This window comes from Dyadobacter sp. UC 10 (assembly GCF_008369915.1).
Taxonomy (GTDB): Bacteria; Bacteroidota; Bacteroidia; order Cytophagales; family Spirosomataceae; genus Dyadobacter.
In genome coordinates this window covers 509,926-531,606 of the sequence record NZ_VSRN01000001.1, presented here as the reverse complement: position 1 = coordinate 531,606, position 21,681 = coordinate 509,926, and the positions used below count along the sequence as shown (strand labels likewise).

Below are 21,681 nucleotides of genomic sequence, written 5' to 3'. Positions count from 1 at the left end.
TTATGAGCATAAAACACATATACAGATTAACCTTTTCGGTCGGTTTACTAGCGGTTTTAGGAGTTGTCACCCAGTCAATTGCCCAGCGCTATCCTTCTCAGGAGACTTTTGGAAAGAACCGCGTGCAGTATAAGACTTTCAGCTGGAAGGTTTTCAGAACGACCAACTTCGAGATATATCATTATCAGGGAGGTACTGCACTCGCCAGGCTTACGGCGCAATATGCCGAAAGTGAATTTGATAAAATCACCGACATTCTGGGCTGGACACCTTACAGCCGGGTCAAAATTTTCCTTTATAACTCTCCTGCCGAGCTGGAACAGAGCAATATGGGCCTGTCGACACTCGATCATATCAACGAACATAAACTGGACCTGTCACAATCGCGCGTTGAAGTCGCCTATACTGGTGACCAGATCGGGTTCCGCAAAAAGCTGGTAAAGGATATCAGCCTGCTTTTTATTTATGACATGCTCTACGGAGGTAATATGAAGGAGGCGCTGCAAAGCTCGCTGTTGCTGACTTTACCTGAATGGTTTATGTCCGGAGCGGCCACTTACATTGCAGACGGCTGGTCGCCTGAGTTAAATGACTACATGCGTGATTTTTTCAAGAATCGCAAAGTGAGAAAGCCCACGCTGATGACCGGTAACGACGCGGCCCTGATCGGACAGTCGATCTGGAATTACATTGCTGAACGGTATGGCAAGGATAAAGTATCCGATATTCTTAACCTGACCCGCATCATCCGGACGGAGCAGACAAGCATTACCAGTACATTAGGTATACAATCATATAATAGGTTTCTGCGGGACTGGCGGGCTTATTACCTCAATCAAAATAAAAACGCGGAGCAATTTTACGCCGAACCTAGCCCATCCTGGAAGTACAGGCTGAATGAATTTAATGTGTCTGCGGCCAATGCGGTCATCAAAATATCTCCCGACAAAAAGTTCACCGCAGTAAGCGAGATTAAAAACGGAAGGTATCGGGTATATGTGTTCAACAGTGAAAGCGGCTCGAAGAAAATCATTCGTCAGGGTAAGCTTGACCTCGTAGGGGGAAGAGCAAAAACACAGCCTCCGTTGCTGGGCTGGTTCAGGAATAACCAGCTTGCAATCCTTGCTACTGAAAATGATCGTAAAAACTTGTATGTCTACGAAAACCTGGGTACGAAAAAGGTCAAGATCAAATTGAAGCGAAATATCCGCGGGCTTGACCAGGTGATGGATATGGACGTTTCCCACGATGGCACTATGCTCGCCGTTAGTGCTGATAAAGGAGGACAGAATGATCTTTTCCTGATCAGTGTTGCGCGCGCCTCTCCGCTGGCGTTAACCAACGACCTTTACGATGATCTTTCACCAAGATTCGTTCAGGGGTCTTCCCGCAAAGTAGTATTTTCATCAAATCGCCCAGTCGACTCGGTAGGGACAGGGGATAAGGGCAGCTATAAATCAGTTTCGACTACTTATACCATATTCGAACACGACGGGACACCAAGGTCAGCCAATATGGTAAAGTTGGTGCAGGGCGATGGAAAAGCGAGAATTCTGCCGGTTTATGCTGATGGAACCGATGTAGTATATCTTTCAAATGGAAAAGGTGTCAATAATTTATTTAAATACAACAGGGCCTCAGCTTCAATATCTCAGCTGACTAATCACATTCAGAACATCCGGAATGCGGATGTGAATATCAAGTCCGGAGGTGCGCTTGCCTATACCTACCTCAATGAAGGCTATTATGTAGCCGCTTACAAAAATTCGTTCGATATTAATGCGACGATCGACACTCCTGCCTTGAATGCGACCAAAGCACCTGCGACCGGTGGCGGTAATGCTGCAGTTCAGGCCGATTCCGCAAAAAACGTGGCGCAGCAGCCTGCCCAGGCTTCAAAACTCGCTTTGAAGGAAGGAGAGGTAGATACTGATAATTATGAATTCGATGAGGATGTACTGAAATCGTTTGAATCCAGGAGGAACAGAGGCAGCTTCCCTACAACGCCGAGCACTTTGTCCAGGACCAGGGCGACGCGCGAAAATATTGCTATCAAAGGGCCAACACCGTACAAAGGTTTATTTATAACGGATGACGCTAAATCCGACTGGCGTATTGATCCGATCAGAGGCTTCGGTTTCGCCCAGTCTATTTCGATGAATGACCTGCTTGAAAATCACGTTATCAAAGCAGGTGTGTTCGTCTCGTCCAATTTCAGGAACAGCGACCTTTTTGCGGAATATTCAAACAATACTTATCGCATCGATTTCGGTGTTCGCTTTGATCGCAGGAGCCTGTATGTTGATACAGAAGGTGCGCCGAAAAAATACAGGTTCAATCAGATGATGTTCACGGCCTCGTATCCGTTCTCGACCACAAGCCGGTTCTCCGTATCACCGATGTTTACTTCGACCCGGATGATCGATGTGTATATTCTGCCAAATCCCGATCTGGCTTCCAATTACGGCGGATTAAGAGGCGAATATGTGTTTGACAATACGCGCGTCAACGGCATGAATATGATGGAAGGTACGCGATTCAAGATCCGTTATGACATGCAGCAGGGGCTGACGAACGGAAATGAGAGTTTTAACCGCGCCAGTCTTGATTTCAGGCATTATCAAAAAATCCATAGGGACCTGATCCTGGCAATACGTGCAGCTGCAAGCCACTCAGGAGGAAAAGCACCCAAGCAGAATATTTTGGGTGGCATGGAAAACTGGCTCGGCAACAGGAAGGAAAACCGGACCGGAGATAATCCGCTGAATTTTCAGAGAGACAACCGGGATATTTTCTTCGCCGATTTTGCTACCAATCTACGTGGATTTAATCTGAACAGACTTTCCGGAACGAGTTATATGCTCTTGAATGCAGAGCTGCGTATCCCGCTCGTTAAATATCTGTACAGAGGCGCCATCACTTCCAGCTTCCTTCGTAATTTCCAGATCGTCGGTTTTGGTGATATCGGAACTGCCTGGACAGGAAAAGGACCGTTTAGCGAAAACAACAGTCTCAATACCCAGATCATTGGTACTGAGGACGATCCTTTCCGGGCAACGGTTACAAATTATAAAAATCCTTATCTGATGGGTTATGGAATGGGGGTCAGGACAACTTTGTTCGGCTTTTATGCCAAGTTTGATTATGCATGGGGAGTCGACAACGGTTATACCAACAAAGCAATCCCGTACGTGACATTGGGTTATGATTTTTAATAAAATCATAAGTATAAACTTTATACGGTAAGGTTATTAGAATGGCAGGAGAACATCTCTTCTGCCATTTTTAATATCCTTACAGCATTGTTTACAAAACACTTTAAAAGAATGAACACACATTACAATTTGAAACGATTTTTGCTTCCGGCCCTTTTTACAACAATATGCTGGCAATCAGCATTTGCGCAGAGAGAGGTGCTCTATGAACAGTATGTGCAGAATCCGATGGCTATTAATCCCGGATTTACCGGTGTTCGCGAGGATTTCAATATGACAGCCGTGTTCAGGAGAAAGTGGTTTAACATCCGCAACTCGCCTTCCAGCCAGACCTTTGCTGCCGACGGGACGGTCGCAAATGGAAAGTTTGGCATTGGTTTTCAGGCGCTAAATGATCAGACCAGCTATTTTACGACAACCGGCTTTTCTGCTTCGTTTGCTTACCACCTGGGTATTTCCGACGAATGGAAGCTCGGTCTCGGCGCACAGGGTGGTATTAATGTGCTGCCGGTCGCGGATCAGTCGGGGTATATAGGCAACAACCGGGCTTTGGGCACGTTTGGGATCGGCGCCTGGCTACGGTCTGAACAATTATATATCGGAGTTTCCAAACCCGAATTACTCGCTCAGAACCTGGGTAATCAGCCGGCGGTGAGTGTTTACCGGCGACCTTTATACATTATGGCCGGAGGTAGCTACGATGTGGGCGATGAGATACTGATGTTACCGCACGTTTTGTTTGTCCAGGAAAAAGAGAGGAAGCTGAGATTCGACCTTGGTACGCGTTTTTGGTTTAGTGAAAAAGTGGGTATCGGCGCATCGTACAGGATGGGAGGGGGATACACAGGACTCTCCTCCAAAGTGGATTATCTGCAATTATCTGCCGAAGTTCAGGTGGGGAGAAATGTGCGGCTCGGGTATTTTTACAGCACGCGCACCGCGGAGCAGATTTACGCTTCGTACACAGGTCCGAAAGGGATTCACGAGCTTATGCTGAAATTTGTCCCAAACCCGAAAGGATTCCAGAAATATTAGTTTATTGACCAATAGAAAATGTTTTTCAACCAAGTTAAAAGGAGATTTTATTCGTAATGTTTAACTAAGTCTCGTACCTTTGTGCCATAAATGAAATAATCACTTTTGTGATGGATAAATACACTTATATAGCTAATTCCGACGCCTCTTACATAGAGGAATTGTACAATTCCTACAAGCAAGACGCCACCTCAGTCGACGAAGGTTGGCAGAAATTTTTCGAAGGTTTCGACTTCTTTCAGAAATATCCCATTAACGGCAACGGACATGCCAGCGCAGCGGCTTCGGGCAAAGAAGCTGCCACTGTTGGAAAGGCCGATCCCGGCAGGATACGCAAGGAAATGGAGGTTGTCCATTTGATTCGCGGATATCGGTCACGCGGCCACTTAATGGCCACGACTAACCCGATTCAGAAAAGAAAAGACCGTCGCCCACAACTTGATATCTCTGATTTTAACCTCGGTCCGGAGGATCTGGATACTGTTTTTGAAGCAGGAGTTGAAGTTTTTGGACGACCCGCGACCTTGAAAGAGATCGTGGAATCACTCAAAACGATCTACACAAGAAATATCGGTTTTGAATATCTCTATATCCGGGATCGCGAGCAAAAAAGCTGGCTTCGCAAGAAAATCGAGAAGGAAGCATTGAATATGGATTTCTCGGTAGATGAGAAAAAGCATATTTTGTCGAAACTCAATGAGGCGGTTGTATTCGAGAATTTCCTGCATACAAAATACCTCGGACAAAAGCGTTTTTCACTGGAAGGAGGGGAAACCACCATTCCGGCGCTGGACGCAATGATCAACAAAGCGGCCGAAATGGGCGTGGTAGAAGTGATGATCGGAATGGCCCACCGCGGTCGTCTGAACGTGCTGGCAAATATCATGCAAAAGACCTACGGACAGATATTCAACGAGTTCGAAGGTAACCTGCCGGATCAGGTCTGGGGAGACGGTGACGTGAAATACCACATGGGTTTTGCCAGCCAGATCACTACCAAAGACGGAAACAAGGTCCATCTTAAATTGGCGCCTAACCCTTCTCACCTGGAAGCAGTTAACCCGGTAGTGGAAGGCTACATCCGAGCCCGCGCCGACGGCATGTATGATAGTGACTATGACCGTGTGCTTCCCGTTTTGATTCACGGTGATGCAGCAGTTGCAGGTCAGGGGATTGTGTATGAGGTAACTCAAATGTCTGCGTTAAATGGTTATTACACAGGTGGTACCATTCACTTTGTGATCAATAACCAGGTAGGTTTTACTACTGACTTTATTGATGCCAGGTCAAGCATTTACTGTACTGATATTGCCAAGATCGTTGACGCTCCTGTATTGCACGTGAATGGGGATGATCCGGAGGCGGTCGTTTATTGCATGCGTCTGGCCGTGGAATATCGCCAGAAATTCAATAAGGATATTTTTATCGATATGGTCTGCTACCGTCGCCACGGGCACAATGAAGCGGACGAACCGAAATTTACACAGCCGGTTCTTTACAAGTCGATTGAAACGCATCAGAATCCAAGAGAAATATATCAGAAAACGCTTGCAGAGCGTGGGGATGTAGATGCACAGCTGGCAGCTAATATGGACAAGGAGTTCAAGCAGCTTTTGCAGGAACGCCTTGACATGGTAAAGCAAAAAACATTGCCTTACACCCTGCCAAAACTCGAACAGGAGTGGCATACATTGCGTAAATCGAAACCGGAAGATTTTGAGAAATCACCAGAGACCGGCGTGCCTCTTGAAATTCTTCAGAAAATAGGTAAAGCGCTGACGACAACTCCTGAGAATTTTAACAGATTAAAACAGATTGACAAACTGCTCAAAGACCGTGAGCAGATGATTTTTGACAAAAAAGAAGTGAACTGGGCAACTGCCGAGCTGCTCGCTTACGGTTCTATATTAGTTGAAGGAAATATTGTCAGATTAAGCGGGCAGGATGTGCAGCGCGGTACATTCTCGCATCGTCATGCGGTGTTAAGGGATGTGGAAACAAATGCGCCTTATAACAGCCTTCAGCATATCCAGGAAGGCCAGGGGCCATTTATGATTTACAACTCGCTGCTTTCCGAATATGGAGTTCTGGGTTTTGAATTCGGCTATTCAATGGCGAATCCGAATGCCCTGGTGATCTGGGAAGCGCAATTTGGAGACTTTGCAAATGGTACCCAGGTGATCATTGACCAGTTTGTGACTTCAAGTGAGACCAAGTGGGACCGCTGGACAGGCCTGGTAATGCTATTGCCGCACGGATACGAAGGTCAGGGGCCGGAGCACTCCAATGCCCGTCCTGAAAGATATTTGCAGCTTTCAGCCAATTACAACCTGATTGTTGCGAACGTGACGACACCGGCCAACTTCTTCCACCTGCTGCGCCGCCAGTTGAAATTTCCGTTCCGCAAACCGCTCGTGGTTATGTCGCCGAAATCGATGCTGCGCCACCCGCTGTGTATTTCACCTATGGACAGTTTGGTGAACGGCTCGTTCCAGGAAACTTACGGGGATACTTTCGCTGATCCTAAAAAAGTCAAAAAAGTGTTGCTGTGTACCGGGAAGCTATATTACGAACTTTACGAAAAGCAGCAGGCAGATAAGAGGGACGACGTTGCAATTGTGCGTCTTGAACAAATGCATCCCTTCCCGCAAACTCAGATCGACGCGCATCTGAATCAATATCCGGATGCAAAAGTATATTGGGTTCAGGAAGAACCTTTCAATATGGGTGGATGGACGTTCATGTTGCGGATGTATAAAGGTGCAAAACCTTTGGAAGTAATCGCCCGTGAATCAAGCGCTTCTCCTTCGACAGGTTTCTCGAAAATCCATGCGAAAGAGCAGGCTGAGATTATTAGCAGAGCTTTTGAATGAAAATTCCTATAAATTGAGATTTAATCCGACAACAAGATTGCAGATAAAATGGCTGAAATTGAAATAAAAGTACCGCCTGTTGGCGAGTCTATTACCGAGGTTACAATAGGAAATTGGTTCAAGAATGATGGTGATTTTGTTAAAATGGACGAAGTCATTTGTGGACTCGATTCAGATAAAGCTACTTTCGAATTGACCGCAGAGGCAGAAGGTACCCTGCATATCAAAGCACAGGAGGGCGATACGCTCAACATTGGCGACCTGATCGCAACGATAGATTCAGCTGCAAACGGAGCATCGAACAATGCACCTAAACAGGATGCAAACGCTGCCAAACCAGAAGCAGCTGCCCCGGTTGAGCCAGCCGCCGAAAAAGTGGAAGACAAAGCAATTGAACCTGCTGCTGTTGCCAAGGCTCCTGCTGCCGGAGGCGCTGCGAAACTATACGAAATGAAAGTCCCGGCTGTCGGTGAATCGATCACCGAGGTAACCATTGCTTCGTGGAGCAAAAAAGATGGTGACCATGTTGAAGTGGATGAAATTCTTTGCGAACTGGAATCTGATAAGGCGACTTTCGAGCTTCCTGCGGAGGCAGCGGGTACTTTGAAGATCGTGGGTCAGGAAGGTGAAACGCTTTCAATAGGTGCAGTAATTTGTACGATCGAGCAGGGAGCAGGCGGATCTGCTGCGCAGCCGGCTGCGCAGAATGCAGGACAGACGCAGAATGCGGGTCAGGGAGAAAAAGCTTATAGTGAAAAACACGCTTCTCCTGTCGCAGCCAAGATCCTTGCTGAAAAAGGAATTGATCCAAAAGATGTGAACGGATCGGGTTCCGGCGGAAAAATCATGAAAGATGACGCACTGAAAGCAGGCAGCAAACCAGCCGCCGCGCCTCAGCCAGCAAGTGCCCCGGCTTCTAAACCAGCTGCTGCTCCGGCCGCCGCTGCACCTGCGGGAGCAAGATCACAACGCAGAGAAAAAATGTCGTCGCTGCGTAAAACCATCGCACGCCGTTTGGTGGCTGTCAAAAATGAAACCGCCATGCTTACCACTTTCAATGAGGTAGACATGAAGCCGGTAATGGATCTGCGTAACAAATTCAAAGATAAATTCAAGGAGAAGCACGAAGTAGGCCTAGGTTTCATGTCGTTCTTTGTGAAGGCGGTGACCGTTGCTTTGAAAGATTTCCCGGTCGTGAATGCTTCTATCGACGGCGAAGAGCTGGTTTACAATGATTTCGCTGATATTTCAGTAGCAGTTTCCACCCCGCGCGGCCTGGTTGTTCCTGTGATCCGTAATGCAGAAACGCTTTCTTTCGCGGCAATCGAGAAAGAAATTGTCAGGCTCGCAGTACGGGCACGTGATGGAAAGCTTGGAATGGACGAAATGTCAGGCGGGACATTTACGATCACAAATGGAGGAACATTCGGTTCGATGATGTCGACACCGATTATCAACGCTCCTCAGTCGGCAATCCTCGGCATGCACAATATCGTGGAACGTGCGGTAGTAGTCGATGGTCAGATCGTCGTTCGTCCGATTATGTACGTGGCGCTTTCTTACGATCACCGTACGATCGACGGAAAAGATTCGGTAAGCTTCCTCGTTCGCGTGAAGCAGCTTTTGGAAGATCCGATGAGATTATTACTTGATATGTAATTCTTGTTAATATAGTAGTAAAAAAGCCCGATCTGTTCGGGCTTTTTTCGTTGGCGATCTGGGTTATAACTTTGGATTTTGCTTGTGCCGGTCTTTGTCACGCGCCGTTTTCTTGGTGATATTTTTTTCCAGTGCTTCGGTCAGGTTAATGCCGGTTTGGTTGGCAATGCATATTAACACCCAGAGCACGTCGGCCATTTCGTCTCCAAGATCTTTCCCAAGATCGCTTTTCTTGAAAGACTGGTCACCATATGTACGCGCCATAATCCGGGCCATTTCGCCTACCTCCTCCGTCAGGATCGTCATATTGGTCAGTTCCGAAAAGTAGCGGACACCGTAGGTTTTTATCCACGTGTCGACGTCGTCTTGTGCTTGCTGGATTGTCATATCTTACCGATGTTTTGTCGCGCTACGACTTTTTTTGTTGTATGCCTTTACGTTTTTTCGTGACTGAAACCGAATGCCGAGAGTAGACAGCTTCGTAACTTCCCCCGTTCTTCATTCCCTCCGTCCTCCCTTTCCTCCTTACTCCTTTCCTCCTTACTCCTTTCCTCCTTACTCCCTCCTTTTAGAATCAATTATAATCGTCACAGGGCCGTCGTTTAATAAAGCGACTTTCATATCAGCACCGAACTGGCCGCATTGAATGGGTTTTCCTGTTTCTTTTGTTAAAAACCGGATCATTTCTTCATACAGAGGGACCGCGATATCTGCTTTCGCTGCTTCGATGAAAGAGGGTCGGTTTCCCTTTTTGGTACTTGCATGAAGCGTAAACTGACTTATGAGCAGAATGTCGCCGTCTACTGATTTAAGGTCCAGATTCATCTTGCCCTCGCTATCCCCAAATACCCTCAGCCCAACTATCTTCTTGCCGAGCCACTCCATATCCTCCACCGTGTCCAGGTGGGTAATTCCCAGTAACACCAAAAACCCTGTGCCGATTTCTCCATTTATTTTCCCGTCAATTGTAACCGAGGCGCTGCTTACACGCTGAATAACTGCAATCATAGATTGGTAATGCAATATGAATAGTAAGTTTCAAAAATAACCGGATTTCAGTAAAGTAAAGTTTTCAATGTTCTTTTTCGATAAACTACCGCAGATTGATTTCACATGACACTATACCGTGAGCCTAATCGAATATGGAAGACAAAATAAATATTCCGGAACTCAAAGAAGGATTGTACATTGTAACGATCAATAGCCAGGCTGGCTGGAACGTGATAGTTGTTGACCAGAAGCATTTCAATGAAAGAGGAAAGAATTTCGGTTTTTGATATTTTTAAAATTGGCATCGGGCCTTCGAGTTCACATACTCTGGGTCCCTGGCGGGCAGCGCAGCGTTTTCTTGACCTGGTTAAAAGCAGTACTGATCTGAGCAATGTTCAGCAGGTTCATGTGCATTTATATGGATCGCTCGCTAAAACCGGAAGAGGACACGGGACCGACATTGCCGTTATCTTAGGACTCAGCGGATATGATCCCGTAACGATCGAAACCGCTTCCATTGACGATATACTGGCTAATATTGCCACAACCGAAAGCACCATGCTGCATGGGGAAATGCAGATCCGTTTTGCTCCAAAAGAACATGTGGTATTTCACAAAACAGAATCACTTCCCTTTCATCCGAATGGTTTAAGATTTGTGGCTGAGTGTGGCGCGCAGGGAGTTTTCGAAGAAACTTATTTCTCGATTGGAGGTGGCTTCGTAATTCAGGAAGGGGAGGAAAGTAACGCTGTGGCTCCCATACATTTGCCCTATCCCATTGACTATGCCGGTGATTTGCTGAAATGGCACCAATCTTCTGGTAAGGCGATTTGGGAAATTGTTTTGGAAAATGAGACGGCGTGGAAAGATGAAAAGTCGATCCGAAGCGGATTGATGAATATCTGGCGTGTGATGCAGGAAAGTATTTTCCTCGGCTGCCAGACCAGTGGAGAACTTCCCGGCGGGTTGCATGTAAGAAGACGCGCTGCGGCTTTGAACCAAAAATTGTTAAAAGAACAGACCTGCATTGATTGCACCGACTGGATGGACAGGGTCCGGAATGGAGGGGCAGGATTCAATTATACGCTCGACTGGGTTAGTTGTTTTGCCCTGGCTGTCAATGAGCAGAATGCATCTTTCAGCCGGGTTGTGACGGCTCCTACCAATGGAGCGGCTGGCGTTATCCCTGCTGTGATTCAATTTTACATTACTTTTTGCGGGGGTACGGAGGATGATATTTTCAAGTTTTTGCTCACAGCCGGGGAAATTGGCAGTATTTTCAAAAAGGGAGCGACCATATCTGCTGCAATGGGCGGCTGTCAGGCCGAGATCGGCGTTTCTTCTGCTATGGCAGCCGCCGGCCTCGCGCAGGTTTCCGGTGGAACGGTGGAACAATGCCTGATGGCAGCGGAGATCGCAATGGAACATCACCTCGGACTTACCTGCGATCCCGTAGGAGGATTAGTGCAGATTCCGTGTATTGAAAGGAATACCATGGGGGCAATTAAAGCCATTACCGCATCACAATTGGCGCTGCAAAGCAATCCTGAAAACGCGAAAGTGTCGCTGGATAATGTGGTAAAAACCATGTGGCAAACCGCACTGGATATGAACAACCGCTACAAGGAAACTTCGGAGGGAGGTTTGGCAGTAAACATCCCGATTAGTCTGAGTGAATGCTAGTACCCTGTTTACAGGTGCAAAAGCATGTGCGCAAGTCCGAAATATACGCCATAGCCGATGAGATCATTGGCAGTTGTAATAAATGGCCCGGAAGCAACTGCCGGATTGATACCTATTTTTTCCAACAATATCGGCGTAATTGTACCCATAAATGAGGCCAGGAAAACGACCGACATCAATGCCGTCGACACGACAATCGCCAAATTGATTTCATTCCCGATCAGCAGGTTAAAGCCAAAAACAACCAGGCTGATGATCAGTCCGTTGATAAAAGCGACTGCGAACATGCGCAGCAATCGTTGTCCGACGGTCGTATCAATCCCGGTTTTATCGGCAAGGCTTTGCAGAATAATCGAGGAGGTTTGAATGCCGACATTTCCGCCCGTAGATCCGATAATGGGAATGAATGCAGCCATTGCGGGGATTATTTTCAAATCGCCTTCAAAAAAGCTGATGAACTTCGCTGCAAGTATTCCTCCCATCATTCCCACCAAAAGCCAGGGAAGGCGCGCCTTAGTTTGCTGCCAGATCGTATCATCTTCTTCCACATCGCCGGTAATACCCGCCATCGCGAGGGTATCGGAACTGGCCAGATCTGTAATCACATCGATCACGTCATCGATCGTGATCCGGCCCAATAATTTGCCCTGTACATTCACAACCGGCAATGCGTCCAGGTCATAGCGTTGCATGAGTTCTGCTACTTCCACGGCCGGGCGATAGGTTTCGACAAAAATCACATCCTTATCGTAGAGGCTTTCGATTTTGGTATTCTTATGCGCCAGGACAATCTTTTTAAGTGACAATATACCGTGCAGCTTTCCAAAATCATCTACCACATAAACCGCGTACACCTTGCCCACATCCTCAGCCTGCTTGCGAAGCTCTTCAATGCATTGATTTACATTCCAGTTCACATTCGCTTTTACCAGCTCTTTCTGCATTAAACCACCAGCCACATCTTCGTCATAATGCAGCAAGTCGAGGATAAACCGGGCCTGCTCGCGGTCTTCCAGTAATGCAATTACCTCTTCTCTCACACGGATAGGCTGCTCATTGAGCAAATCCACGGCATCATCAGAATCGAAAAGATTGACGAAACCTGAAATTTCCTCGGAAGTGAAAGCCTTCAAAAACTCGCGGCGCTCGCCCGGTTCCATATCCGCCAGGATCTCTGCGCCTGTTTCCAGGTTTAGCTGGTTGACGAGAAATTTGGCACTTTCTGTTTCGAGTTCATACAGCAGGCTGGTAATATCGGCTGGAAAAAGGTTCTCCATCTCACTTCTGATAGCAGCAGAGTCCTTTTTCTCAATCAGCTCCTGAATATGGTCGACGTATAGTTGTGTTAATTCAAAGGTCATTGTAACAGCTTTTAGCGGGTGGCGATTTGCTTTTAGCTTTGTATACTTACTTGTTGCAGCGAATTTCGGATCAATTGGTGATCGTTTCAGCCAATTTGGTTAGCACTACAAAATCATTCACACTCAATTGTTCGGCCCTTTTGTCGAGCAGCGGATGCTCAGGAAATGCACCCAGCGGTTTCAACGCATTTCTTAGTGTTTTTCGCCTTTGATTGAAACCGGTTTTTACTACGGTGAAAAATTGCTTTTCATCACAGTCCAGCCGGGAAACGCCGTTGCGCCTAAGCCTTATTACGCCTGATTGAACTTTGGGCGGAGGATTGAATGCGCCGGGAGGAACGGTAACCAGGTAATCTATATCATAAAATGCCTGCAGCAATACACTTAATATCCCGTAGTCCTTATTTCCGGGAGGGGAAGCGATGCGTTGCGCCACTTCTTTTTGTAGCATACAAACGATCTCGGGAATGCGGTCCCTGATTTCCAAAGCCCGGAAAAATATCTGCGATGAGATATTGTAAGGAAAGTTTCCGATAATGGCAAAAGGCTCTGGGAAATAGTCAGCCGGATTGAATTTCAGGAAATCGCCCTCAATGATCCGCTCCGATAGCCCGGGATAATGTGCGCGCAGATAGGCGACGGATTCCCGGTCGATTTCGATGACCGAGGTGGTAAATTCGGACTTGGGCAAAAGGAATTGGGTCAATACGCCCATGCCTGGCCCGATTTCCAGCACCTGTTTATAACCGCTGTGACCGGACAGGCCGTCTACGATGCGTTGAGCAATATTCAAGTCTTTCAGAAAGTGCTGACCGAGGTGTTTTTTAGCCCTTACTTTCCATTCGTCCGGTTTTTTATAATTCATTTTCACGGATCAAAATTACGTCTTAATTCGTAGATTTAACGAATAAAGAATTGGAAGGAACCTTAAAAATGCGTTGATCCCTTAACCATGGAAATGATTTTGTCCCAGACTCACTGGCAAACTATACACGCTACATTACAGCATCTGAACCTGATCGGGATCACCTTTTCCCCGGATTTCGTGATCCGCAGTATCAGTGCACACGCACTCATGAAAACGGGCTGGCAGGAGTCGGACCTGGTAGGGCAGAGCATATTCGACAGACTGATCCCGAAGGAGGAAGAATACGAAGTTCGGCAAATGCTGGAAGAAGGTATTCAGGGTAAAAGGAAGCTTGAACAGCGCGAGATACCTTTTATCGCTGCAAAAGGAACAGTACGTACGTTTTCCATTAACTCGGTATTAATCCAGCGGGAGAATGACGAAATAGAATGTGTTACGCTGGTAGGCGACGATATTACCCGGCGGCGCAGAATGGAATCTTCGATCGCCAAATCCAACTCCCAGTTGCAGGATCTGGTAGATAATACCAGCGACCTTATTCAACTTGTGGCGATGGACGGCAAATTCATTTTTGTCAACAAAGCCTGGCGGGAGGTTCTGGGTTATGGGCTGGACCAGATTGCTTCTATGCGCATGGAAGATATCCTCCACCCACAGCATAAAGAGGAGGCGCTTGCGCAGCTGAAAGAAATTAAGCTCGGCAATTCCAATCCGGGCTTCGAGGCTGTTTTTATGAACCGTGAGGGAAAAAAGGTTTTTGTCGCCGGAAGTGTCAACTGCCGCTACGACAACGGTAAACCGAATGCTTTCAGGTTTATATTAAATGATTATACGGAGAAAATCCGAGCGGAGAAGGCTCAGAACCTGTATTATAGCATTGCAAACTGGACAGTTACCACACAAAACCTCGACGATTTTTACCAAAGCATTCACGAAGAATTGGGAAAGATTATCGATGTTAAAAATTTTTTCATCGCTCTGTATGACCCGAGCAAAAGCTTCATCTATTTCCCCTATTACGTCGATCAGTATTTTCAGGGCAATGTAAGATTTACAAAACGGAAGCTGGGGAACGGCGTTACCGAATATGCGATTGCATCTAATAAACCCCTTTTCCTTTCCGACGCCGATATTGAGCAGCTTGCCAAAACCAATAGCCTGTATTTGTACGGAATTACGCCCAAGCAATTGCTATGCGTCCCGCTGCGTATTGGAGACAGGGTTACCGGGATAATCGGGGTCAAATCGTATGATGATCCCAACATGTTCGACGCGCGCGATCTCGAACTGCTTGAATTTATTTCAGGGCAGGTGGCGCTTGCGATTGCCAGAAAACAAAGTGAGGAAGAACTGAGCAAATACGTCGCCCGGCTGAATGCTATTTTCGACAGCAGTTCCCATTTGATATGGTCGGTAAATAAATCACTCCAGTTGACTTCTTTCAACCGCAACTACGCAGATCTGATCCATAACCAGCTGGGCGTAAGGCCTTCGCTGCAATCCAGTACGGAAAAGTTTGGCTGGCGCATGGTGGGCAACAGCAACCGCCGGACGCTCGAAACCAAGTACCGGCAGGCGCTGAGAGGGGAGGCGCAGTATTTCGAATTCAAAATCGAGCGGAACGATGGCGGCAATATGTGGCTGGAATTTTACCTGAACCCTATTCACTATGCCGATGGGGTTATCGAGGAAGTTTCAGGTATCGCAAGGGACATTACCCGACGGAAAGAAGCGGAATTGTCGCTCCGGCACAGTGAGGAGCTTTTCAGGGGGATATTTGAAAATTTACAGGACATCTATTGCCGGATCAACAGAAAAGGCGAGATCACGATGATCAGCCAGTCGGTACTCAAAAGGCTGGGCTATCTGCCTGAGGAAGTAATAGGGCATCGGGTGCTTGAATTTTTCCAGGACAAAAAACGGATACACTCCGCATTGATCAGGCTCAGAAAAACCAAGAGCCTCCGCAACTTTGAGATCACGCTTAACCGGAAAGATGGTACCGAGCGGCAGTTTATGATCAATATGCTCATGTTTTCGAATGATAAGGGTAAGCCTACGGAAGTGGCTGTGCTGGCCCGCGATATTACCGAGCTGAAAAGGAATGAGCTGGAATTACTGAAAGCCAAAGAACACGCAGAACGTTCGCTGAAAGTGAAGGAAGGTTTCCTGGCCAATATGAGCCACGAAATCCGGACCCCAATGAATGGTGTGATCGGTATGATCGACTTGCTGGGAGAAACGCCCCTGAATATCGAGCAGCGTGATTATGTACTCACGATCAAACGGTCTTCGGAAACGTTGCTCAATATCCTGAACGATATTCTTGACCTTTCGAAAATCGAGGCCGGCAAAATGGAGTTGCACCAGAGTCCCATCTCGGTGGAAGAGTTGCTCCTCAAACTGGTATCACTGTTCGGGCAGACTGCCAAGAGCAAAAACAATACACTGACCTATCACATCGCCGCGGATATTCCCAAATTTATCATCGCCGATCAGACCAGACTTTTACAGATATTGTCGAATCTGACCTCCAATGCGCTGAAATTCACAGAAAATGGTGCAGTGAAAGTTTTCTTAACACTGTTAAAGAGAGATGGTGTGAGGAACAAAATTAAAGTGGAAGTCCAGGACTCCGGCATTGGCATCAGCGCGACCGACAGACAGATTTTGTTCACTTCTTTTACACAACTCGATAATTCTTCCCGGAAATCTTTCGGGGGAACTGGTTTGGGGCTCGCGATTTCCAAGCAGCTTTGTGAATTGATGAACGGGGATATCGGTGTTGAGTCGGTACTCGGCCAGGGCAGTACATTCTGGTTCACTTTTGAAACCACCGAAACTACCGGCGCGCTCGTGAGCAATGTAGCCCAGCTGGAAGAAACCCCGATAGAAAACGTATTTTCAAGTTTTCATCCACGGATATTGTTGGTTGACGATAATGCGGTTAATAGAAAGGTTGCCAACGAAATCCTGAAAAAATCAGGTTGCGAAGTAGACCTCGCAGAGAGCGGTTTCAAAGCAATAGAAATTGTAGAAACGAGCATTAATGCAGGACAGCCGCCTTACGATATTATTTTCATGGACATTCAAATGCCCGATATGGATGGGCTAGAAACTTCTCAGGAACTTCGGAAGAAATTTCAGTCGCTACCGCCTATTGTGGCTATGACCGCTTATTCCATGAAGGAGGACCGCGACCGGTTTATCAGTCAGGGAATGGACGATTACATTGCCAAACCGATCCGAGCACAGACGCTGGTTCAAAAGGTGAAGGAACTGATCGGTAGCAAACATATTGCCCCGCCCCAACCGGCCCAGCTCGCTCCTGCTCCGGAACCTGCACTTCCTGTTTTAGACAAAGAGATTATCGATCAGCTGAATGGAATAGGAGGGGCCGATCTGGTCTGGTCCGTTTTTGAAGATTTTGTGACGGAATCCAATGAATTGGTCGAAGGTGCACTCAACGCATTTGCTGCGGGGGATATTCCCACGGTAAAAAGCAATCTACATACATTGAAAGGGAGTGGCGGAACTGTTGGAGTGGCGCAGGTTGCAGAAATCGCAAGAGACGCCGAGTGGCGGCTGAAATCGGACGATACGAGCACACTGGCGGAAGCATTGCCCGAATTGAGAAAAGCATATGCGTTATTTCTTGACCAATATGAAGGGTTGCTGAAAGAATGGCTTAAATAGGAGGATGCAAATCCATCGGCGTATATGGTTGATTGATCTATGAAATGCGTGGGATTAATCGATTGTAAAGGTTATTTGGAAGAGGCAGTTAAACTTTCCCTCCGGGGATTGCTCTAAACTTCCAGAAACCTTTACAGAAATCATGAACCGTTATTTTTCCTCCGCCCTGCTGATACTGGGATTGCTTTTCAGCAGTTTCGTACACGCCCAGGATTCCCGGATCTCGGGTACCGTTATTGATAGCGTCAATCGCTCGGCGGTAGTCGGCGCTTATGTGGCGGTGAGCAGGAATGTTCCTGATGCCAAGCCCGAATACGTTACCACCGATGTGGATGGTAAATTTTCATTCACGGGACTTTCGAAAGAAACGGCCTATTTGGTAAAGGTATCCTACCTGAGCTATAAGGATTTTACAAAAGTTGTTACCATCACAAATGACACCCAGGATCTGGGAACGATCCAGTTAACCGAAGCCGTAGCAAACCTGAAAGAAGTGAAGGTAATCGGACAGGTTACCCCGATGGAACAAAAGGGAGATACTACCCAATTCAACGCGGCTGCTTTTAAAACTAACCCCGACGCCACCACAGAAGACCTGATCCAGAAAATGCCGGGTATAACCGTCACAAATGGAACAGTAACCGCCCACGGCGAAACGGTGAACAGGGTATTGGTAGACGGGAAACCCTTCTTCGGGGACGATGCAGCACTTACCCTGAAATCCCTTCCGGCAGAAGTAGTGGACAAAATAGAAGTTTTCGATAAGCTCAGCGACCAGGCGCAATTCACGGGATTTGACGATGGCAGTGCGCAGAAAACGATCAATATCGTGACAAAAGCAGATCGTAAAATGGGTCAGTTTGGTAAAGTTTTCGCCGGTTACGGACTTGACAACCGATATCAGGCAGGCGGGAATGTGAGTTTCTTCAAGGGAGATCAGCGCATTTCGGTTGTGGGGATGAGCAATAATATCAATATGCAGAATTTCTCCGGGCAGGATCTGCTGGGTGTTACAGGCGGCGGTGGCGGCCGGGGAGGATCTTCCGGGAATTTTATGGTCGGAAACCAAAGCGGGATTACCGGCACCAATTCTTTCGGACTTAATTATGCCAATAAATTTGGTAAAAAAGTGGAGGTGACGGGCAGCTATTTCTTCAACCGGACCGGGAATGTAAATGAGCAGACTACTTCTCAGGAATTTATTCTCGCAGAGGCCGACAGTAATCAGTTTTATAATGAAGCCAGCCGGACTTCGAGTACCAATGCCAACCACCGGCTGAACTTCCGGGTAGAATACAATATCGATCCCAACAATTCATTGATCGTGACGCCGCGGCTAAGTTTTCAGGATAACAACTCCGGAAGTTCCAAAACGGGACTTACCGCACTTGGGGATGGTAGCAAGATCAACGGGCTGGATAACACGCAGCGCAATTTTAATAAAGGCTATAACTTCTCGAATGATCTTTTGTTCCGCCACAGCTTTGCGAAAAAGGGCCGGACAGTCAGTTTGAATGTGAATACCCAGCTGAATGACCGCAACGGAACGCGGAATCTATATTCCCGCAACTTATACTACGACACTTTCGGGCTGCCGGAAATCGCAATGAGAGGCGACACGATCGACCAGCTGAGCTACACCAATTCGGACGGGATCACATTGGGCGGTAATGTGATTTATACAGAGCCACTGAGTAAAACGGGACAGCTGCAATTGAACTACGGGTTGACCGTCAGCAACAGCAATTCCAGCAGAGAGACTTATAATATGAGTTTTGATGAAAACACCTATTCAGATCTGGACACTTTGCTTTCCAATAATTTTGACAACCGCTATATAACCAACCGCGCCGGACTGGGGTACCGTTACCGGAAAAACAGCTGGTCGGCCAACCTGGGGGTTGATTTCCAAAATACAGGATTGTACAGCCAGCAGCTTGCACCTTACAATGCAAAAGTGGATCAGTCTTTTACTAATTTCCTGCCTAATTTCATGCTGAGTTACCGTTCGAAAACCGGTACCCAGTTCAGGACTTTTTTCCGCAGCTCGACGAGCCAGCCTTCGATTTCACAGTTGCAGAATGTGGTGGATAATAGCAACCCGCTTTCGCTGACAGCAGGTAACCCCAATCTGAAACAGGAATACCGGAATATGTTCAATGTCAGATATTCTCTTGCAGGCGCAAAACGCCCTTATAGCCTGAATGCAATGATCTTTTTGACCCAGACCAATAATGCGATCGTCAATTCAACAATCATTGCCCGGGAACCGATGACATTGGAAAACGGCATCGTGCTTGAACGCGGCGCCCGGCTTACCTCGCCGATCAACGTCGATGGCAGCTGGAATGCACGTTCGTTCCTGGCTTACGGAAAACCGATCGCACCATTGAAGTTGAATCTGAATATCACTACCGGTTTCAATTACGTGAGATCGCCGGGAATGATCAATAACGTGCCCAACTTTTCCAACACTTATGCCATGTCACAGGGACTTGTGCTGAGCAGCAATGTGAGCGAGAATATTGATTTCACGGTCTCTTATTCAGGAAACTACAATATCGTGCGAAATACCATTCAGCCAAACCTCAATAATAATTACTATACGCAGGGCATAACCGGCCGGGTTAACTGGATTTTTGGTAAAGGATTTGTAGTACAAAGTGACATTAACAATCAGTCGTACCGGGGGTTAGGAGAAGGTTTCAATCGCAACTTTACATTATGGAATGCGAGTATTGGCAAGAAGTTCCTGAAAAACAACGCAGGAGAATTGAAACTGACTGTTTTTGATATTCTGAAACAAAACAACAGCATCAGCCGGAATGTGACCGAAACATATGTGCAGGATGTCACCAACCGAGTACTGACCCAATACGCCATGCTGACGTTCACTTACACATTGAAAAACTTTGGGAAAATGCCTTCAAATGACAGCAATCGCAGACGTGAATACAATGGCGACGGAGGCGGTTTCCGAAATCGTGGCGAAGGCAGAGGGCCGGGAAGCTTTTAACATATGGTAACCCCTCGCTGTTAGTGCAAAAAATCCCGGCTCGGTAATGAGTCGGGATTCTTTGTATTCCGGTAATTAATTAATTTCTGTTATTTTCTGGAAGCAAAAGGAACAATCAGTTTTTCGCCACGCTCTGAAAAATCCCTGGATTTACCATTCGCTTTCATCAACGCTTCCTTCGTAACTCCGTATTTTCCTGCCACCACTCTGAGTACATCGCCCGGGCCGACTGTATGAACTGTCTGAACCTGTACTTTCAATTTGGTAACCCCCGATTTTACATCAGAAACATCGGGGTTAAGGCCCTGCAAAGTTTCGGTTTTGAGGTTATATCTGGATGCAATGCTCGAAAACGTCTCTCCGCTTTGTACCGAATGCGTAATTTCCTGTCCGCCTAATGAAGCTGCCGACACTGCCGGTTTGGTTTCCTTGGCAGGCACAGCAGGTTTCTCTGCGACGGGATCTTTGGTTATTGGTTCTGCTTTCTCGGTTTCTGCCGGGGGTACTGCTTCGTCTGTTGTAATAGGTTCGCCCACAGTAGTTTCACCCAATGTGGAATCTACCACAACAGAAGTCAGCTCCTCGGAGTTGGAAGAACTGTCTGAAATATACTCATAGCCGACATAAAGCATGGCCAATACCAAAAGGACTAACACCAACAGCGTAACAACCGGTAAATTAGACTTTTCAGTAGGACGGATATTTCTTTTTTTAGCGAATTCGTCTTCCATAACTTAGCCGTTATTCAATTTTTAGTGGAGTTAATATAAATACGAAAATAATAAACAAGGGTTACTTTGCAAGTTGCTTCTTCAATTCCTCGTTCATCGTCGAAACTTTGTCTTTAAGGCTTTCCTTGAATGCATCCAGGCGTTTTCCGGTCGCTTCGTCGCTGGCTCCGATGATCTGTGCCGCCAGTATTCCGGCGTTTCTGGCACCGTCCAGGGCCACTGTTGCAACAGGTACGCCGGCGGGCATCTGTAGTATGGAAAGTACCGAATCCCACCCATCGATCGAGTTGCTGGACAACACCGGCACGCCGATTACCGGCAATGATGTGAGCGAGGCTACCATACCAGGCAAATGTGCCGCGCCTCCAGCCCCTGCGATAATCACCTTCAATCCGCGGGAACGGGCGGTGGCTGCATATTCCAGCATTCGTTCAGGCGTCCGGTGTGCGGAAACGATCTCCATTTCATAGGCAATACCCAACTCTGTCAGCGCATCGGCGGCCAGCTGCATTACCTTCGAATCCGAAAGACTTCCCATTATAATACCTACCATC

14 protein-coding genes are annotated in these 21,681 nt (G+C 47.1%); 8 read left to right on the top strand and 6 right to left on the bottom strand.

The genetic code is table 11. The features are described from left to right. Positions 1-2: 2 nt before the first annotated feature. From FXO21_RS01915 to odhB, 4 genes are all read left to right on the top strand, one after another. Positions 3-3,215, top strand: coding sequence for a hypothetical protein (locus FXO21_RS01915; protein WP_149638513.1), 3,213 nt, complete (start codon positions 3-5; stop codon positions 3,213-3,215). A gap of 111 nt (positions 3,216-3,326) precedes the next feature. Next, entirely contained in the window at positions 3,327-4,250 is a 924-nt protein-coding gene (locus tag FXO21_RS01910) for a PorP/SprF family type IX secretion system membrane protein (RefSeq protein WP_149638512.1), read from the top strand. 110 nt (positions 4,251-4,360) lie between these two features. Then, entirely contained in the window at positions 4,361-7,123 is a 2,763-nt protein-coding gene (locus tag FXO21_RS01905; RefSeq protein WP_149638511.1) for a 2-oxoglutarate dehydrogenase E1 component, read from the top strand. A gap of 48 nt (positions 7,124-7,171) precedes the next feature. Beyond that, positions 7,172-8,782: a 2-oxoglutarate dehydrogenase complex dihydrolipoyllysine-residue succinyltransferase gene (gene odhB, locus FXO21_RS01900; RefSeq protein WP_149638510.1), complete on the top strand. Its 1,611-nt coding sequence runs from the start codon at positions 7,172-7,174 to the stop codon at positions 8,780-8,782. A gap of 63 nt (positions 8,783-8,845) precedes the next feature. On the opposite strand, the gene FXO21_RS01895 is transcribed toward odhB, so the two are convergent. Then, entirely contained in the window at positions 8,846-9,169 is a 324-nt protein-coding gene (locus FXO21_RS01895) for a nucleotide pyrophosphohydrolase (protein WP_149638509.1), read from the bottom strand. Between the two features lie 168 nt (positions 9,170-9,337). Next, a complete protein-coding gene (dtd, locus tag FXO21_RS01890; RefSeq protein WP_149638508.1) occupies positions 9,338-9,790 on the bottom strand; it encodes a D-aminoacyl-tRNA deacylase in 453 nt (150 codons plus the stop codon). 134 nt (positions 9,791-9,924) lie between these two features. Here dtd and FXO21_RS29060 point away from each other — a divergent pair, with 134 nt between their 5' ends. Both FXO21_RS29060 and FXO21_RS01885 read left to right on the top strand, forming a co-directional pair. Continuing rightward, positions 9,925-10,059 carry a hypothetical protein gene (locus tag FXO21_RS29060; protein ID WP_255485718.1) on the top strand — a complete coding sequence of 45 codons (135 nt, stop codon included), beginning with the start codon at positions 9,925-9,927 and terminating at the stop codon, positions 10,057-10,059. Then, positions 10,031-11,455, top strand: coding sequence for an L-serine ammonia-lyase (locus FXO21_RS01885; RefSeq protein WP_149638507.1), 1,425 nt, complete (start codon positions 10,031-10,033; stop codon positions 11,453-11,455). Before FXO21_RS29060 ends, FXO21_RS01885 begins: the two co-directional genes overlap by 29 nt. Positions 11,456-11,463: 8 nt before the next feature. Here the strand turns inward: FXO21_RS01885 and mgtE are convergent, their stop codons facing one another. Together mgtE and rsmA are read right to left on the bottom strand one after the other, a co-directional pair. Continuing rightward, on the bottom strand, positions 11,464-12,816 hold the full coding sequence (mgtE, locus tag FXO21_RS01880; protein WP_149638506.1) for a magnesium transporter: 1,353 nt from the start codon (positions 12,814-12,816) through the stop codon (positions 11,464-11,466). 70 nt (positions 12,817-12,886) lie between these two features. Next, positions 12,887-13,681, bottom strand: coding sequence for a 16S rRNA (adenine(1518)-N(6)/adenine(1519)-N(6))-dimethyltransferase RsmA (gene rsmA / locus FXO21_RS01875; protein ID WP_149638505.1), 795 nt, complete (start codon positions 13,679-13,681; stop codon positions 12,887-12,889). 87 nt (positions 13,682-13,768) lie between these two features. On the opposite strand from rsmA, the gene FXO21_RS01870 reads away from it, so the two are divergent. After that, a complete protein-coding gene (locus FXO21_RS01870) occupies positions 13,769-17,380 on the top strand; it encodes a PAS domain S-box protein (RefSeq protein WP_149638504.1) in 3,612 nt (1,203 codons plus the stop codon). 142 nt (positions 17,381-17,522) lie between these two features. Next, complete coding sequence (locus tag FXO21_RS01865) at positions 17,523-20,396, top strand: outer membrane beta-barrel protein (protein WP_149638503.1); 2,874 nt, start codon at positions 17,523-17,525, stop codon at positions 20,394-20,396. A gap of 89 nt (positions 20,397-20,485) precedes the next feature. On the opposite strand, the gene FXO21_RS01860 is transcribed toward FXO21_RS01865, so the two are convergent. Beyond that, entirely contained in the window at positions 20,486-21,127 is a 642-nt protein-coding gene (locus FXO21_RS01860; RefSeq protein WP_149638502.1) for a LysM peptidoglycan-binding domain-containing protein, read from the bottom strand. A gap of 61 nt (positions 21,128-21,188) precedes the next feature. Then, entirely contained in the window at positions 21,189-21,680 is a 492-nt protein-coding gene (purE, locus tag FXO21_RS01855; RefSeq protein ID WP_149638501.1) for a 5-(carboxyamino)imidazole ribonucleotide mutase, read from the bottom strand. Position 21,681 lies beyond the last annotated feature (1 nt).

Excerpts from the sequence above, each read along its gene's own strand:
- odhB (WP_149638510.1), top strand. The coding sequence starts at position 7,172 with ATGGCTGAAATTGAAATAAAAGTACCGCCTGTTGGCGAGTCTATTACC.
- FXO21_RS01860 (WP_149638502.1), bottom strand. The coding sequence starts at position 21,127 with ATGGAAGACGAATTCGCTAAAAAAAGAAATATCCGTCCTACTGAAAAG.
- dtd (WP_149638508.1), bottom strand. The coding sequence starts at position 9,790 with ATGATTGCAGTTATTCAGCGTGTAAGCAGCGCCTCGGTTACAATTGAC.
- FXO21_RS01895 (WP_149638509.1), bottom strand. The coding sequence starts at position 9,169 with ATGACAATCCAGCAAGCACAAGACGACGTCGACACGTGGATAAAAACC.
- purE (WP_149638501.1), bottom strand. The coding sequence starts at position 21,680 with ATGGTAGGTATTATAATGGGAAGTCTTTCGGATTCGAAGGTAATGCAG.
- FXO21_RS01885 (WP_149638507.1), top strand. The coding sequence starts at position 10,031 with ATGAAAGAGGAAAGAATTTCGGTTTTTGATATTTTTAAAATTGGCATC.
- mgtE (WP_149638506.1), bottom strand. The coding sequence starts at position 12,816 with ATGACCTTTGAATTAACACAACTATACGTCGACCATATTCAGGAGCTG.
- FXO21_RS01865 (WP_149638503.1), top strand. The coding sequence starts at position 17,523 with ATGAACCGTTATTTTTCCTCCGCCCTGCTGATACTGGGATTGCTTTTC.
- FXO21_RS01915 (WP_149638513.1), top strand. The coding sequence starts at position 3 with ATGAGCATAAAACACATATACAGATTAACCTTTTCGGTCGGTTTACTA.
- FXO21_RS01905 (WP_149638511.1), top strand. The coding sequence starts at position 4,361 with ATGGATAAATACACTTATATAGCTAATTCCGACGCCTCTTACATAGAG.
- FXO21_RS01910 (WP_149638512.1), top strand. The coding sequence starts at position 3,327 with ATGAACACACATTACAATTTGAAACGATTTTTGCTTCCGGCCCTTTTT.
- FXO21_RS01870 (WP_149638504.1), top strand. The coding sequence starts at position 13,769 with ATGGAAATGATTTTGTCCCAGACTCACTGGCAAACTATACACGCTACA.
- rsmA (WP_149638505.1), bottom strand. The coding sequence starts at position 13,681 with ATGAATTATAAAAAACCGGACGAATGGAAAGTAAGGGCTAAAAAACAC.
- FXO21_RS29060 (WP_255485718.1), top strand. The coding sequence starts at position 9,925 with ATGGAAGACAAAATAAATATTCCGGAACTCAAAGAAGGATTGTACATT.